The sequence below is a fragment of the Chromohalobacter nigrandesensis genome (assembly GCF_023061285.1).
Lineage (GTDB): Bacteria > Pseudomonadota > Gammaproteobacteria > Pseudomonadales > Halomonadaceae > Chromohalobacter > Chromohalobacter nigrandesensis.
Window position 1 is genome coordinate 39129 of the sequence record NZ_JAKGAM010000008.1, and the last position, 14999, is coordinate 54127.

The 14999-nt window shown below is 62.5% G+C and carries 13 protein-coding genes and 1 other RNA gene; 11 read left to right on the plus strand and 3 right to left on the minus strand.

Going from position 1 to position 14999, the window contains the following annotated elements:
* Nucleotides 1–5 precede the first annotated feature (5 nt).
* The 3 genes from L1073_RS10965 to L1073_RS10975 are packed head-to-tail and all read right to left on the minus strand — an operon-like array spanning nt 6 to nt 2783.
* Nucleotides 6–599 carry a phosphoheptose isomerase gene (locus L1073_RS10965; protein ID WP_246899247.1) on the minus strand — a complete coding sequence of 198 codons (594 nt, stop codon included), beginning with the start codon at nt 597–599 and terminating at the stop codon, nt 6–8.
* A gap of 20 nt (nt 600–619) precedes the next feature.
* Nucleotides 620–991 carry a YraN family protein gene (locus L1073_RS10970; RefSeq protein WP_246899248.1) on the minus strand — a complete coding sequence of 124 codons (372 nt, stop codon included), beginning with the start codon at nt 989–991 and terminating at the stop codon, nt 620–622.
* On the minus strand, nt 972–2783 hold the full coding sequence (locus L1073_RS10975; RefSeq protein ID WP_246899250.1) for a penicillin-binding protein activator: 1812 nt from the start codon (nt 2781–2783) through the stop codon (nt 972–974). The genes L1073_RS10970 and L1073_RS10975 overlap by 20 nt, the downstream gene beginning before the upstream one ends.
* A gap of 166 nt (nt 2784–2949) precedes the next feature.
* Between L1073_RS10975 and rsmI the strand changes: the two genes are divergently transcribed.
* From rsmI to murG, 11 genes are all read left to right on the plus strand, one after another.
* Nucleotides 2950–3810: a 16S rRNA (cytidine(1402)-2'-O)-methyltransferase gene (gene rsmI / locus L1073_RS10980; protein ID WP_246899251.1), complete on the plus strand. Its 861-nt coding sequence runs from the start codon at nt 2950–2952 to the stop codon at nt 3808–3810.
* Between the two features lie 66 nt (nt 3811–3876).
* Nucleotides 3877–4230, plus strand: an RNA gene (rnpB, locus tag L1073_RS10985) — RNase P RNA component class A.
* Between the two features lie 97 nt (nt 4231–4327).
* The gene (rsmH, locus tag L1073_RS10990) at nt 4328–5323 is read left to right on the plus strand and encodes a 16S rRNA (cytosine(1402)-N(4))-methyltransferase RsmH (protein WP_246899253.1); all 996 of its coding nucleotides are present in this window, start codon (nt 4328–4330) and stop codon (nt 5321–5323) included.
* 8 nt (nt 5324–5331) lie between these two features.
* Nucleotides 5332–5658, plus strand: a complete 327-nt coding sequence (ftsL, locus tag L1073_RS10995) for a cell division protein FtsL (RefSeq protein ID WP_246899255.1) — start codon at nt 5332–5334, stop codon at nt 5656–5658.
* Nucleotides 5655–7367, plus strand: coding sequence for a peptidoglycan D,D-transpeptidase FtsI family protein (locus L1073_RS11000; protein WP_246899256.1), 1713 nt, complete (start codon nt 5655–5657; stop codon nt 7365–7367). The genes ftsL and L1073_RS11000 overlap by 4 nt, the downstream gene beginning before the upstream one ends.
* Nucleotides 7367–8896 carry a UDP-N-acetylmuramoyl-L-alanyl-D-glutamate--2,6-diaminopimelate ligase gene (locus L1073_RS11005; protein WP_246899258.1) on the plus strand — a complete coding sequence of 510 codons (1530 nt, stop codon included), beginning with the start codon at nt 7367–7369 and terminating at the stop codon, nt 8894–8896. Before L1073_RS11000 ends, L1073_RS11005 begins: the two co-directional genes overlap by 1 nt.
* Entirely contained in the window at nt 8893–10251 is a 1359-nt protein-coding gene (locus tag L1073_RS11010) for a UDP-N-acetylmuramoyl-tripeptide--D-alanyl-D-alanine ligase (protein ID WP_246899259.1), read from the plus strand. The genes L1073_RS11005 and L1073_RS11010 overlap by 4 nt, the downstream gene beginning before the upstream one ends.
* Nucleotides 10252–10260: 9 nt before the next feature.
* Nucleotides 10261–11343: a phospho-N-acetylmuramoyl-pentapeptide-transferase gene (gene mraY, locus L1073_RS11015; protein ID WP_246899260.1), complete on the plus strand. Its 1083-nt coding sequence runs from the start codon at nt 10261–10263 to the stop codon at nt 11341–11343.
* Between the two features lies 1 nt (nt 11344).
* Nucleotides 11345–12712, plus strand: a complete 1368-nt coding sequence (gene murD / locus L1073_RS11020; protein WP_246899262.1) for a UDP-N-acetylmuramoyl-L-alanine--D-glutamate ligase — start codon at nt 11345–11347, stop codon at nt 12710–12712.
* Complete coding sequence (gene ftsW, locus L1073_RS11025) at nt 12706–13890, plus strand: putative lipid II flippase FtsW (RefSeq protein ID WP_246899263.1); 1185 nt, start codon at nt 12706–12708, stop codon at nt 13888–13890. Before murD ends, ftsW begins: the two co-directional genes overlap by 7 nt.
* Nucleotides 13891–13922: 32 nt before the next feature.
* On the plus strand, nt 13923–14984 hold the full coding sequence (gene murG, locus L1073_RS11030) for an undecaprenyldiphospho-muramoylpentapeptide beta-N-acetylglucosaminyltransferase (protein WP_246899369.1): 1062 nt from the start codon (nt 13923–13925) through the stop codon (nt 14982–14984).
* The last annotated feature ends 15 nt before the right edge of the window (nt 14985–14999 follow it).

The window sequence follows — 14999 nt, forward strand, 5'->3', positions numbered from 1 at the left end:
ATTCCTTATTCGATGCTGCCAAAAAGCTGTTGATCGATGAGATCGCACAGACAGTGTATTGCAAGCAAGTGCACTTCCTGTATGCGGGCCGTGGAAGTGGAGGGGACACGGATTTCGCAGTCATCCTGACCGAGGAGTGATGCCATGTCGCCACCATCGCGTCCCGTCAATGCCACGATATGCATATCGCGGTCATGCGCGGCCTGCATGGCTTGTACCACGTTGGCCGAATTACCGCTCGTGGAGATTGCAAGCAATATGTCGCCGGGCTGGCCTAGCGCGCGTATCTGCTTGGAGAAAATCTCGTTATAGCTGTAGTCATTGGCGATCGAGGTGAGTGTCGAGGTGTCGGTGGTCAGCGCCAAGGCGGGCAGGCTAGGGCGTTCGCGCTCGAAGCGATTGAGCAGTTCGGAAGAAAAGTGCTGACTGTCGCCAGCGCTACCGCCGTTGCCGCAGGCAAGAATCTTGCCTTCGCTGACGAGGCACTGAACCATCATCTGGCTGGCGACTTCGATGAAGGCCGGCAGGACCTCGCTGGCATAGGTCTTGGCATCGATGCTGGCGTTGAAGTGGCCGAGTATACGTGATTGGAAATCCATGGATAGAGGCCTTGCTTGGGTCAAAAGGCGTCGAATGCCGAACGAATCCACTCGAACGACACGTTGGGTGGCGTGCCGGTGACGCCTACGACGTCGAAACGACATGCACATGATAGCCCGTTGCGATGGAGATAAAAACGTGCCGCGCTGATCAAACGGCGCTGCTTGGCGGCGGTCACGGTCTCGAATGGGTGTCCATGGCTGACATGGGTGCGATGCCTCACCTCGATGAATACCAGGGTCTCGCCGTCGCGCATGACGAGATCGATCTCGCCGCGCTTGGCGTGCTGATTGGTATCCACCAGCTGTAAGCCATGTGTGCTCAGCCAGTCGGCGGCGCGACGCTCCATGTCGAGGCCGCGCCGTCGTGGATCATGGGTCGAGCGTGACATTGCCGATATCCAGCTCGGACCCGCCGGTCAGTAACGGCGCGGGCACGCCGGACTGGAACTGAGCCCAGGGCAATGTGCGCTGGATTCTGCCGTCCTCGCGTGCTTGAAGCGTGCCGGTCGCGCCGAAGACTTCCAGCGAGTGGAGTGCCTGCATCAGCGGGAGACGACGTGCTAGTTCGTAGGCGTCGACGCCCATGGCGTTGAGCTTGAGCAGGCTTGGATCATCCTGGGTGTCGAGTTCGCGATAGGTAGAGTAGAACGGCAACGCTTCTTCGCCGCCGGCCGCCGCATCCGGTATCAGCCAGGGGATATCCATGAACATCACGTCGTTGAGGTCATGGTCGGAGCGCGGCTGTGGCTGGCCGCCATAGACCTGAGACGTCGCGTAAACGGGTAGGTCGCCCGCGTAGTAATAATCCAGTGTGGGAGGCACTTGGCGCGCATAGCTAGGCAATGCCACCAGGAAGAGCATGTCGATATCTTCGTTGCCACTGCGCTTGCCGTCGGCATCCAGCAGGCGCTTCGTCGCCTCGCTGACGGAGCCCTTGGGATCATAATGCACGACGGCATCGAGCTCGCCCTCTCCCTCCCGTTCTTCCCAATCCGTGCGGAAGGCCTTGAAAACGCGTTCGCCCCATGCATTGTCGGGAATCAGCGCGGCGGCCTCATGATGACCATCCAGGCGCGCACGCTTGGCGGCCTGACGTGCCTCGTCCTCGGCCGATAGCCCGTATTGGAAAAGCTCGTCCGCTTGATTGCGATCGTGTTCGCCGTAGTTGAGGGCCAGCGTCGGCAGGGAGACGTCGTCGCGTTGCTCGAGTTGCGATACCAGATCCTTGTCGAGTGGCCCGAGCACGACCTGTGCACCGTCCATGGTCGCTTGTGCATATAGCGCTTCGATATCTCCCGCGCTGCTGTCGTAGTACGTTAGTTGCGGGGTCTGCTCGCCCTGGTTGAGGGCATCCATATGACGCGCTTCTATGCCTTCCTTGACCGCTTTGGCGACGTTGGCCAACGGACCGGATTCGGGAAGGAAGATGGCAATGTGTTTGACGTCGTTGCCACGCAGATCCTTCAGTGCGGATAGGTCGCTAGGCAGGCGTCGAGCAGCGGGATGATTGGAGTAATTCGAACGCCAATCGTCCAATGCGTCGGTGAGGCGAGACATGTCGCCGCCGCTTTGACGATAGAGTCGGGCGAGCTCGATCCAGCCTTGGGTGAGGGAGTCGTCTTGATCCTCCATGCGGTCGAGTGCAGTTTCGCTTAGCCGCGATAGTGGTGTCCAGATGTCGTCGTTGAGTTCGAGGGGGGGCTCGTCGCGTTGCAGATCGATCAGCGATTCCGCCGCCGCACGCGACTCGCCCACTAGCGTCAGGGCTAGGCCGCGACGATGGCGTAATGTCTGCTGCGCGTCGCGTGGTATGTCGTCGATATCGCCGAGTATCTGCGTGGCCGCCAGAGCGCTCCGGCCATCTTCCTTGCGCAGGCTGAGATCGGCGATCAGAAGGGCGCGATCGATGCGATCCTCGCGCGTTAGCTGTGATGCATCGAGGTCTTCGGCGATGTCCAGCGCCTGCTCGTCATCGCCTTGGCGTGATAGGATACTGGCCGCTTGGAGCCTGCTCTTTGCTGCCTGCGAAGCGGATTGTTCCTGAGCCTTGTCGAGCAGTTCGCTGGCGCTGATATCTTGCGTGAGGGGACGTGTGTCGTTAGGCCCCGGGCCACTGGCGCACCCGGCGAGTAATAGGGCGATCAAGGCGAGCCCGAGCAGGTTGCGCAACGATTTGGGCATGGTGTCATTCCTTTATGGCGGTGTGACTCGGACGATTCCCTGTTCCGGATTATGTCTGACGCATGCTGAGCCTGGCGCCGACCGCATGATCCACTTGGCGCGTGGCGCTGGCGACATGACACGACGCAAGTTATCCAATAGAGCGTCGCAACCGGGATATTAACGAATGAGCGAAGGATGTGAAGGGGCATTGTACGTGGTCGCCACGCCGATTGGGAATCTCGAGGATCTTAGCCCTCGTGCGGCCCGTCTACTCGGTGAGGTGTCATGGGTGGCGGCGGAGGATACGCGGCACAGCGCACGCTTGTTGCGTCATCTGGGTATCGACAAGCCGTTGGTGTCGCTGCATGAGCACAATGAAGCGTCGCGGGTGACGGCACTGCGCGATGCGTTGGCCTCCGGTCAGAATGTGGCGTTGATCAGCGATGCAGGGACGCCATTAATCTCCGATCCTGGCTTCGTGGTGGTGCGGGAACTGCGTGCTAGCGGGCACCGTGTCATTCCCATACCCGGTGCCTGTGCGCTGATCGCGGCGCTGTCGGCGGCTGGTTTGGCGACCGATCGCTTTCTCTTCGAAGGGTTTTTGCCCGCCAAGGGAGGCGCGCGACGCCAGCGTCTGACAGCCGCGCTGGAGCGTGAAGAAACGCTCATCTATTACGAATCGCCGCATCGCATTCAGGCGACACTTCAGGATATCGCGGCGTTATTCGGTTCGCGGCGCGTGGTCCTGGCGCGGGAATTGACCAAGACGTTCGAAACCTTTCTCGATGCCGATGCCGAAACATTGCTGGCGCGCATGCGCGAGGATCCCAATCAGGCGCGCGGCGAATTCGTGATCATGGTGGCGGGCGCCGAGCCGCGGGACGGCGAGACGCAAGCCTCGGCCGAAGGTGAGGCATGGCTTGCGGCGATGCTCGCCGAAGGCGTCGGTGTCAAGGCGGCGGCGACGGTCGTGTCCAGTCGTCTGGGGGGGCGCAAGAAATATTGGTACCAATGCGCGCAGGCCCTCAAGGACGGCGATGCGTAACAATGTGCCCTGGCGGGGCTTGGGCGCTTGAGGGGCCTGCGAGGGGCTGTTATTCTTGCGCGCTTGGGAGCCGGCCGGACAGTCGCCGCCGCGTATTGCGCGGGGGAGGAAAGTCCGGGCTCCATAGGGCAGGGTGCCAGGTAACTCCTGGGCGGCGTGAGTCGACGGAAAGTGCAGCAGAGAGTAGACCGCCTAAGCGGGCTTTGGCCCGCCGGTAAGGGTGAAAGGGTGCGGTAAGAGCGCACCGCGCGCCTGGTAACAGTGCGTGGCAAGGTAAACCCCACCCGGAGCAAGACCAAATAGGAACCCAAAGGCGTGGCCCGCGCTGGGTTCGGGTAGGTTGCTTGAGGGTCGTGGTGACACGCCCCCTAGAGGAATGGCTGTCCTCGACAGAACCCGGCTTATAGGCTGGCTCCCATTCGAATTTCAGATCTCCGGGTCTGTGCGCGTCATGCCGCGACGTCTGCCTTCGGGCGGCCCGATACAGCGGCGGCAGGCCCTAACGCCCGAGTGATTCATGCAGCATCGTGACAATCCCGAGAAGGACCCGCTTTCCGATACGCCGAGTGCGGTCGATGATCGGGCGGCTGATTACCGACATGCGAGTGTGTTGCTCGACGGTGCGGTAGACGCACTGATCACCGACCCCGACGGCTGCTATCTGGATGGCACCTTCGGTCGCGGTGGGCATTCCCGCGTGATCCTCGAGCGGCTATCTCCACAAGGACGTCTGCTCGCCATCGACCGCGATCCGGCGGCGCTTGCGGAAGGCGCCACATTGGACGATCCGCGCTTCTCTCTTCAATACGGCCGCTTCGCCGAGCTGGATAGCATCGCTCGCGACCATGCATTGCACGGCCGCCTGAGCGGCGTGTTACTCGACGTCGGTGTTTCATCGCCGCAGCTTGACGACCCTTCGCGTGGTTTCAGCTTCTTGCGCGATGGTCCGCTCGATATGCGCATGGATCCCACCCAGGGAGAAAGTGCCGCCGATTGGCTGGCCCGCGTCGCCGAGCGTGAAATGAGCGATGTCTTCAAACGTTATGGCGAAGAGCGTTTCGCGCGCCGCATTGCCAAGGCGATCATCGCGCGCCGCGTCGAGCGGCCGATCACGCATACCGGGGATCTGGCGGAACTCGTCAAGGCCGCGCATCCGGCCTGGGAAAAAGGTAAGCACCCCGCGACGCGGGTGTTTCAGGCGATTCGCATTCATATCAACGGCGAGCTCGAGCAGCTCGAGGCTGCGCTTGCCGCCGCACTCGAGGCGCTGGCGCCAGGTGGACGCTTGGTGGTGATCAGTTTTCATTCCCTCGAGGATCGGCTGGTCAAACGCTTCATTCGCGACCAGGCACGTGGCGATACGCATCTGCCACGCGACTTCCCGATTCGCGATACGCAATTGAATCGACGTCTGGCCATGGTCGGCAAGGCGAGTCGCCCCGGGGAGCGCGAGGTGGAGGATAACCCGCGTGCGCGCAGTGCCGTGATGCGCGTGGCTCGAAAACTCGACTGAGGTTCGTGATGGCGGCTCAAGGACGAAACACCGCACTCAAGTCAGGCTGGCCGTTTGCCGGCCGCTTGCGTTGGCGCCATATCATCCTTCTGATACTGATTGCCGTGATGCTGATCAGTTCGCTGGCATCCATTGCCAGCACTCATCTAACGCGTGTGCAATATGCGCGTTTTCAAGAGCTGGAAAGCGAACGTGATAGCTTGCAGACCGCCTGGGGACGGCTGCTTCTCGAAGAGAGTACCTGGTCGGCGCCGGCACGAGTCGAAGACATGGCCGTCGAACGCCTGGAAATGCGCGTTCCCGATGTCAATGACGTCGAGGTGATTCGCCCATGAGCCGCGAGCGTCGATCCGCCACGGGGCGCCGTTCGCCGAATAACGGGCCGATGGGCCGTGGGCGTTACCTTTTTCTGCTGAGCATCGTCATCATCGGGCTGGGCGCCCTGGTCGGTCGCATCACCTATCTCAACGTCATCGACCGTGACTTCCTGCAAAACCAGGGCGATTCGCGCACGCTGCGAGTCGAACCCATCAATGCGCACCGCGGGATGGTCTCCGACCGCAATGGCGATCCGCTGGCGATCTCCACGCCGGTGGTCACGCTATGGGCCAACCCTCAGGAACTACCTTCCGATCCGATCCAGCTGGCGACGCTTGCGCGCGCCTTGAAAATGGACCCCGATGTACTCGAAGCGCGTGTCGAGCGTTATTCCGAACATGAGTTCATGTATCTGCGGCGGCGCCTGACACCGGAAGCGGCAAAACCCGCCCGCGATCTCGACATACCGGGCGTTTACGCCAAGGATGAGTACAAGCGTTATTACCCCTCGGGGGATGTCGCTGCGCAACTGGTGGGTGTCACCAATGTCGACGACCATGGCCAGGAAGGCTTGGAGCTGGCCTACGACGACTATCTCAGTGGCGAGCCTGGCAAGCGTCGTGTGCTCAAGGATCGCAAGGGCCGTCTGGTGCGCGATCTACACTTGCTCAAGGATGCCAAGCCAGGGGGCGATCTGACGCTATCGATCGACCTGCGCTTGCAGTACATGGCGTACCGTGAATTGCAGAAATCCGTCGACGATCATGATGCCGACGGCGGCTCCCTGGTCATGATGGATGCGCGCAGCGGCGAAGTCCTGGCGATGGCCAACCTTCCGTCCTATAACCCCAACAACCGCACCTCGATCGACGTCAATGGCTTGCGCAATCAGGCGGTGACCGATGCCATCGAACCGGGGTCGGTCATGAAGCCGTTGGCGATGTCGGCGGCACTGGCGACGGATAAGATCGATCCCGATACGATCATCGACACCTCGCCGGGGTGGATGGTCATCGATGGGTACACGATCAGCGACTTTCGCAATTACGGCAAGCTCACTCCCGGGGGAATTCTGCTGCATTCGTCCAATATCGGGATGTCGCATATCGCCTTGCAACTGGACAAGGGCACTATCTGGAAGCAATACCAGAAGCTTGGGCTAGGGCAGCCCCCGGGAACCGGGTTTCCGGGCGAAGGTAGCGGTAGTCTGCCGTCCTTGACTGGCTTGTCGCGCAGTGCCCAGGCGTCCATGGCGTACGGTTATGGGCTTTCACTGACGCCTTTGCAGCTTGCGAGTGCGTACACGGCCATCGCCAATGACGGGCGGCGCCTGCATCCGTCGTTGTTGAAGCGCACCTCGGCGCCGATCGGTGACCAGGTCATGTCGCCGACGATCGCGCATGAGTTACTGGGCATGCTGGAGAAAATCGTTCAGCCCGATGCCGGTGGCTCGCGCGCGATGGTGGAAGGATATCGCATCGCGGGCAAGACCGGTACGGTTCGCAAGGTGACCGCCGGGGGCTATCAGCAAAAAGCCTATCGCGGTTTGTTTGCGGGTATCGCGCCGGTTTCCGACCCGCGCATCGTGACGGTGGTGATGATCGACAATCCCAAGGGAGATGACTATTACGGTGGTCTGGTGGCGGCGCCGGTCTTTGGCCGTGTAGTGGGTAAGGCGTTGCGACTTCTCGATGTGCCCCCCGATAAACAGGAGACTTCCGAGTGATGGAAATCGATACGCAACGTTTGGCAGACGTCCTGGCGTTGCTCTGGCCATCGCATGCCACGCCCACGCTGCTCGATGGCTGGTGTCCTGCGTTATCCACCTGCGAGATGATGCTCGATAGTCGTGAAGCGGGGCCCGGCGTAGTGTTCGTGGCTGTGCCGGGGGTGGATGCCGATGGACGTGCCTTCATCGAGCAAGCGCTCGCCTCTGGTGCCGACGCGGTGCTCTACGACACGGATGCGATGCCGGAAGGCATCCCCGTACAGGACGCGCGTGTGCTCGGCGTGCCGGAATTGCGTGGGCACCTCGGCGAGCTCGGGCGTCATCTGTTCGGCGTCTCCGAAACACTGGAATTGATTGGCGTGACCGGTACCAATGGCAAGAGTTCGGTCACCCATTACATGGCCGCGTTGTCGGAATCGCTGGGGACGGAGACGGCAGTGATCGGCACCTTGGGAGTCGGGCGCCCCGGGCAACTAGAGTCCGCTGCACTGACGACGCCGGGGCCGCTGGCGCTGCAAGCAGCATTGGGCGAGCTGGGCGCGCAGGGTGTCGAGCGTGTCGCCATGGAGGTCTCATCGCATGCGCTCGCACAAGGGCGCGTGGCCGGGTGCCGGTTCCAGGCGGCGGTGTTCACCAATATCAGCCGCGATCATCTCGATTATCACGGCAGCATGGCCGCCTACGCAGCGGCCAAGGCACGTCTGTTCAAGCATCGCGAGCTATCGTTGGCGGTGGTCAATGGCGATGACCTCCTGGCGCCGTTGATGCTCGCTGGCCTGCCCAAGGGCGTGCGTGTGCTCGCCACGGGGTGTGATGAAGCGACCACCTTGCGTGTCATCGACTGGTTTCCGCATGCGCTCGGGCAGCGTGCCTTGATCGCGACGCCGGAGGGCGAGCGTGAGCTGGAGTTGTCGCTGCTGGGGCGTTTCAATCTCGATAATGTGCTCTTGGCGATGGCGACACTCTATGGCCTGGGAAGCGACTTGACCGCGTTGTTCGACGCCGCGTCGAAGCTTGCGCCGGTGCCAGGGCGCATGCAGCGACTGGTCGCGGACGGCGCACCGACGGTGGTGGTCGACTATGCGCATACGCCGGAGGCACTGCGTAACGCGCTCGATGCATTACGCGCGCATGTGCCTGCCCGGGAAGGGGCCAAGCTATGGTGCGTGTTCGGCTGTGGCGGCGATCGCGATCGCGGCAAGCGCCCGTTGATGGCCCAAGCCGCCGAGGCGCTGGCCGACCGTCTGGTGGTCACCGACGACAACCCGCGTGGCGAGTCGGCAGCGGCGATTCGTGACGCGGTCGTGGCAGGGCTCTCGGCGGCAGGCAAGGCGCGCATGCAATGCGTGGCGGGGCGTGGCGAGGCTATCGAACATACCTTGCAGGAAGCCGGTGCGGACGACATCGTGCTGATCGCTGGCAAAGGGCATGAGACTTACCAAGATATCGACGGTCGGCGTTATCCGTTCAGCGATGTCGAGGTGGTAGAGGCCGCGTTCGAACGCCGCCGGGAGCATGGGGCATGAGCGCGACGACGCTACACGATATCGCCGCCTGGTTGGGGGTGTCGCCTCCTGCGGTGGATGCCGAGGCGGCGCAGGTAGTGAGCGATACGCGCCGCATAGCCCAGTGTGACGTCTTCCTGGCCTTGGTCGGCGAGCGCTTCGATGGCCATGATTTCCTGGAGGAGGCGCACGCCAAGGGGGCGGCCGGGGCGATCGTCTCGCGACCCGTGGCGAGTGCCTTGCCCCAGATCGAAGTCGCCGATACGCGCCTGGCGCTGGGTATGCTGGGACGCGTTCGTCGTCGCGCCTGGTCGGGTGAGTTGGTGGCGGTCACCGGTAACAGCGGCAAGACCACGGTCAAGGAAATGTTGGCGTCGATCCTGTCTCGCTCGCAGCCCACCCTCGCCACGCAAGGTAATCTCAACAACGATATCGGCGTACCGCAGACGTTGCTGGGATTGTCGCCGGCGTATCGCCGTGCGGTTATCGAATTGGGCGCCAACCATCTGGGGGAAATCGCCTGGACGACGGCGCTGGCACGTCCGGATGTGGCAGTGATCACCAATGTCACGGGCGCGCATATCGGCGAGTTCGGCGGGCTCGGGCAGATCGCGCAGGCCAAGGCGGAGATTCTTCAGGGACTGCCGGCCTCAGGTACGGCGGTGCTCAATCGCGACGATCGGTTTTATCCGCTGTGGCGGGAGCTGGCCGGCGAAGCCGAGGTGCTCGATTTCGGGCTCGACGCCACGGCGAGAGTGCGTGCCCAGGCACTGGCCTGTGACGACGCCGGGCGTTATGCTTTCACGCTATCCGTGGATGGTGAAGTACTGGGCGAAGTCCACTTGGCCCTGCTGGGACGCCACAATGTGCTCAATGCGCTGGCCAGTGCGGCGGCGGCATGGGCACTGGGCGTTTCGGGTGAGGATATCGTCGCCGGGCTCGAGGCCTGCGAGGCAATGGCGGGCCGTATGGCAAGTGCGCCGGGGCTGCGCGGCTCGCGTCTGCTGGACGATACCTACAATGCCAACCCCGGTGCGGTTCGCGCCGCCTTGGCGGTGCTGGCCGATATGCCTGCTCCTCGTTGGTGCTTCCTGGGCGCCATGGGGGAGCTGGGACGCGATAGCGAGCGCCTGCATGCCGAGCTAGGCCGCGTCGCGCGGGAACTGAAGATCGACTTTCTCGGCACGTTTGGTGCCGATGCCCGCCCTGCAGTGGCGGCATTCGGTGATTCGGCGTGTCATTTCGATGATTGGGCGACGCTCGTGCGTTATGCCCACGACCATCTCCCCTCTGGGGCCAGTGTGCTGGTCAAAGGGTCGCGCAGTGCCGGCATGGAACGCTTGATTGCCGAACTGCGCACGGATGCACCAAGGTGAACGCGACTCATGCTGCTTTTCCTGGCTGACTTATTGGCGAATTTCCAAAGCGCCTTCAACGTTTTCAACTACCTGACCCTGCGCGTGATTCTGGGAACGCTGACCGCGCTCATGCTGTGCCTGTGGTTGGGGCCTCAGGTCATCAAACGCCTGGTCGAGCGTCAGATCGGCCAAGCGGTGCGCGACGATGGACCGCAATCGCATCTTTCCAAGGCCGGCACGCCGACCATGGGCGGCGCGATGATTCTCATCGCCATCGCCATCAGCACCTTGCTATGGGGAGATCTGACCAACCACTACGTGTGGCTGGTGCTGGCCGTGACGTTGGGCTTCGGCGCCATTGGCTGGGTCGACGATTACCGCAAGGTCGTGGAGAAAAATCCACGCGGCCTGCCGGCACGCTGGAAGTATTTCTGGCAATCGGCCATCGGCCTCGGCGCGGCGGCGGTGTTGTACCTGACGGCTGCCAGCCCCGTCGAAGTCAGCCTGATCGTGCCCTTGTTCAAGGACGTCGTGGTGCCGCTGGGGCTGTTCTATATCGTGCTGACCTATTTCGTCATCGTCGGCAGCTCCAACGCGGTCAATCTCACCGATGGTCTCGACGGCTTGGCGATCATGCCCACAGTGCTCGTTGCCATGGGGTTGGCGATCTTTGCCTATGCGAGCGGCAATACCGTCTTCGCGCAATATCTGCATATTCCCCTGGTGCCGGGGGCCGGCGAATTAGCCGTCTTCTGTGGCACCATTGCGGGGGCCGGGCTGGGGTTCCTGTGGTTCAACACTTATCCGGCCCAGGTGTTCATGGGCGATGTCGGGGCGCTGGCGTTGGGCGCGGCGCTGGGCGTGGTCGCCGTCATCGTGCGTCAGGAAATCGTGTTGTTCATCATGGGCGGCGTGTTCGTGATGGAAACGGTCTCGGTGATCCTGCAGGTGGGCTCCTACAAACTGACGGGACGACGTATATTCCGCATGGCCCCGTTGCACCACCATTTCGAGCTCAAAGGCTGGCCCGAGCCACGTGTGATCGTGCGTTTCTGGATCATCACGGTCGTGCTGGTATTGCTGGGACTGGCTACGTTGAAGATTCGCTGACATGGCCAAGGTGCCCCCTGAATATACGCTGATCATCGGATTGGGTGTCTCCGGCCAAGCGATCGCGCGGCATCTGACTCGTCAGAAGGTGCCGTTCATGATGGCCGATACGCGTGAGACGCCTGCCGGCCTGGAGGCTTTTCGTGCTGCCTATCCGCACGTCGAGGTGGCGTGCGGTCCGTTGCAAGCGCTGGATATGTGCGAGGCGCGTGAAATCGTGGTCAGCCCGGGGGTCGATTTGCGCACGCCAGGGCTCGCCGAGTACGCGATTGGCGAAGGCGAGGGCCCGCATGTGGTCGGCGAAATCGCGCTCTTCGTACGTGCGTGTTGCGCACCGATCGCCGCCATCACCGGATCCAATGCCAAGTCGACGGTAACCACGTTGCTCGGCGAGATGGCGCAAGAGGCGGGGCGACACGTCGCGGTCGGGGGGAATCTGGGGACACCGGCGCTCGACTTGCTTGCTGAGGCGCCGGACGCCGAGCTGTTCGTGCTCGAACTCTCAAGCTTCCAGTTGGAAACCACCGCCTGGGTGGGTGCCGAGACGGCGGCGTTTCTCAATCTGTGTGAAGATCACCTGGATCGCCATGGCGACATGCACGGCTACCGGGCGGCGAAGCAGCGTGTCTTTCGTGGTGCGCGGCATGCCGTCGTCAATGCCGACGATGCCGCCACATGGCCCGATGCCCAGGTCCGCGAAGTGGCGCGATTCACTACCGGCTCCCCTTCTGGCGACGATTGGGGTATCGCCGAGCATGCAGGGGAATCCTGGCTGGTGCACGGCGACACGTGGTTGATGCCGACGCGGGATGTGCGCATGCCCGGGCGGCACAATCATGCCAATGCGCTGGCGGCCCTGGCGATGGGCGCGCAATTGGGACTGCCGCTGGCGGCGATGCGCCGCGTACTCGAGCATTTTCCTGGCTTGCCGCACCGAGGCGAGCTGGTAGTCGAGCGCGACGGGGTGCGCTGGATCAACGACTCCAAAGGCACCAATGTGGGCGCGACGTTGGCGGCGATTGACGGGGTCGGGCCGGTGCTCGAGGGGCGCCTGATCCTGCTGGCGGGGGGTGACGGCAAGGGCGCCGATTTCACACCACTGATCGAGCCGCTGAAGCGCTATGCGCGCGAGGCAGTGGTGTTCGGACGCGATGCTCAGCGGCTCGAGAATGTCATGTCCGGGCGCGTCCCGGTTACCTGTGTCGCCGACCTCGACGCGGCCATGCGGCGGGCGCAGGCCATTGCGTGCGCCGGTGACGCCGTCATGCTGTCGCCCGCATGCGCAAGCCTCGACCAGTTTCCCCATTACATGGCGCGCGGTGACGCCTTTCGACAGTGGCTGACGCAGGGTGGAGCGACGACATGCTAGCGCGTTGGGAAAAACGGCTTTCTACCCAAGGACAGGCCACCGATGGGTGGTTGCTTCTGGCGACATTCTCGTTGTTGGTAATCGGCTGGATAATGGTGACGTCGGCGTCGTCTGAGATCGCGACCAGCCTCACCGGCAACCCTTATTACTTCAGTATCCGCCATGGCGTTTTCGTGCTTGGCTCGATCTTGTTCGGGCTCGTGGCGCTGTGTATACCGCTGGAGCGCTGGCGTTCCTGGGGGCCAGGTTTGCTGTTGTTGGGTATCGTGCTGCTTATCGCGGTGCTGCTCATCGGTCATGAAGTCAATGGCAGCAAGCGGTGGATCCCCTTGGGCTTTGCCAATATCCAGGCCTCGGAAGTTGCCAAGTTTTGCCTGATCGTTTACTTCGCCGATTATTTGCAACGTTATCTCCCAGAAGTGCGCCGTGATTGGGGCGCCTTCTTGCGCCCGTTCGTGGTGCTTGGGGTGTACGTGGCACTTTTGATATTCGAGCCGGATTACGGGGCTGTCGTGGTGATCGGCAGTTGCATGATGGGCATGCTGTTGATGTCGGGTGCGCCGTTGGGACGTTTTGGGCTTGTCATGATCGTAGTCGTAGTCGCCGGTGGCTTGCTGGCCGTGGCCGAGCCCTATCGCCTGGAGCGCATTACCAGCTTCGCCAACCCCTGGGCCGATCAGTACTCCAGTGGCTATCAGTTGACGCAAGCATTGATCGCCTTTGGGCGTGGGCATTGGTTGGGCCTGGGGCTCGGGAACAGTGTCCAGAAGTTGTTTTATCTGCCCGAGGCGCATACCGATTTCGTGTTCGCGGTGCTGGCGGAAGAGCTGGGGCTGATCGGGGCCGTGGGCGTCGTCTGCATGTTTGCGCTGCTCGTCTTTCGTGGGCTTCGTATCGGACGCAAGGCCGAGTTGCGTGGCTGGGCTTTCTCCGCTTGCCTGTGTTATGGCATTTCGCTGGTGTTCGGGGCACAGGCATTTATCAATATTGCCGTCAGCACGGGCATGCTGCCCACTAAGGGGCTGACCTTGCCGCTCTTGAGTTACGGGGGCTCCAGCCTGGCGGTAAGCTGTGTCATGGTCGCCTTGTTGTTGCGCGTCGACGCCGAAATGCGGGCCAAGACGCGTGCTACCCAGGCGGCACGCCAAGCCAAGAAGCAAGAAAGAGGAGAACGCTAGTGCCTGACCAGCAAGTGTCCCGTGTTCTGATCATGGCCGGCGGGACCGGCGGCCACGTGGTGCCCGCGCTATCGTTGGCCAAGGCGCTGCGCGAACGTGGTGTCGTGGTGGAATGGTTGGGCAGTCCTCGAGGAATCGAGAACCAATTGGTACCGGCGGCGGATATTACCCTGCACCGCGTGCAAGTCTCCGGCCTGCGTGGCAACGGTATCGCCGGGTGGCTGTTGGCCCCATGGCGTCTGGCTAAAGCCATCTGGCAGGCACGCCAGGTGATCGCCACATTCGACCCGCAACTGGTGGTCGGGCTGGGTGGTTTCGCCAGTGGTCCCGGCGGGCTGGCCGCCTGGTTGATGCGGCGGCGTTTGATCATTCATGAACAAAACGCCGTGGCCGGGATGACCAATCGTTATCTAGCGCGTCTGGCGGATCGCGTCTATGCCGCGTTTCCAGGTGCGTTCGGTGAACGTCAGGTGGAGGTGGTGGGGAACCCCGTACGCGGTGATATCGCGACGTTGGGCGAGACCCCGCGGGATGTCGAGACGCTTGGCGCGCGGCCCTTGCGGTTGCTGGTACTGGGTGGCTCGCTGGGCGCGCAGGCGCTGAATACCCATGTGCCCCGCGCTGTGGCGCAATTGCCGGCGGCAAGTCGTCCTGCGGTGCGTCATCAAGCAGGGCGCGACAAGGAAGCCGCGACGCAAGCGGAATACGCCGAGGTGGAGGTCAACGCCGAGGTCAGCGCCTTCATCGACGATATGGCGGCGGCCTATGACTGGGCGGACCTGATTGTCTGTCGTGCCGGCGCCTTGACGGTTGCCGAACTCGCTGCAGCGGCCAAGCCCTCGGTATTGGTGCCGTTTCCGCATGCCGTCGACGATCATCAGACACTCAACGCGCGGCAATTGGTCGATGCCGGTGCCGCGCGTTTGATGCCGCAGGAACAATTGTCGGCGGCGAGCCTCGCCGAGACATTGGCGGCACTTCTCGAACCCGAGACCTTGGATACCATGGCGATCGCGGCACGCTCCGAGGCGCGCCTGGAAGCGGTCGAGCGCATGGTGGCAGGGTGCATGGAGGCAAATCTTGACAGCCAATAACGTTCCCGGCCCAAC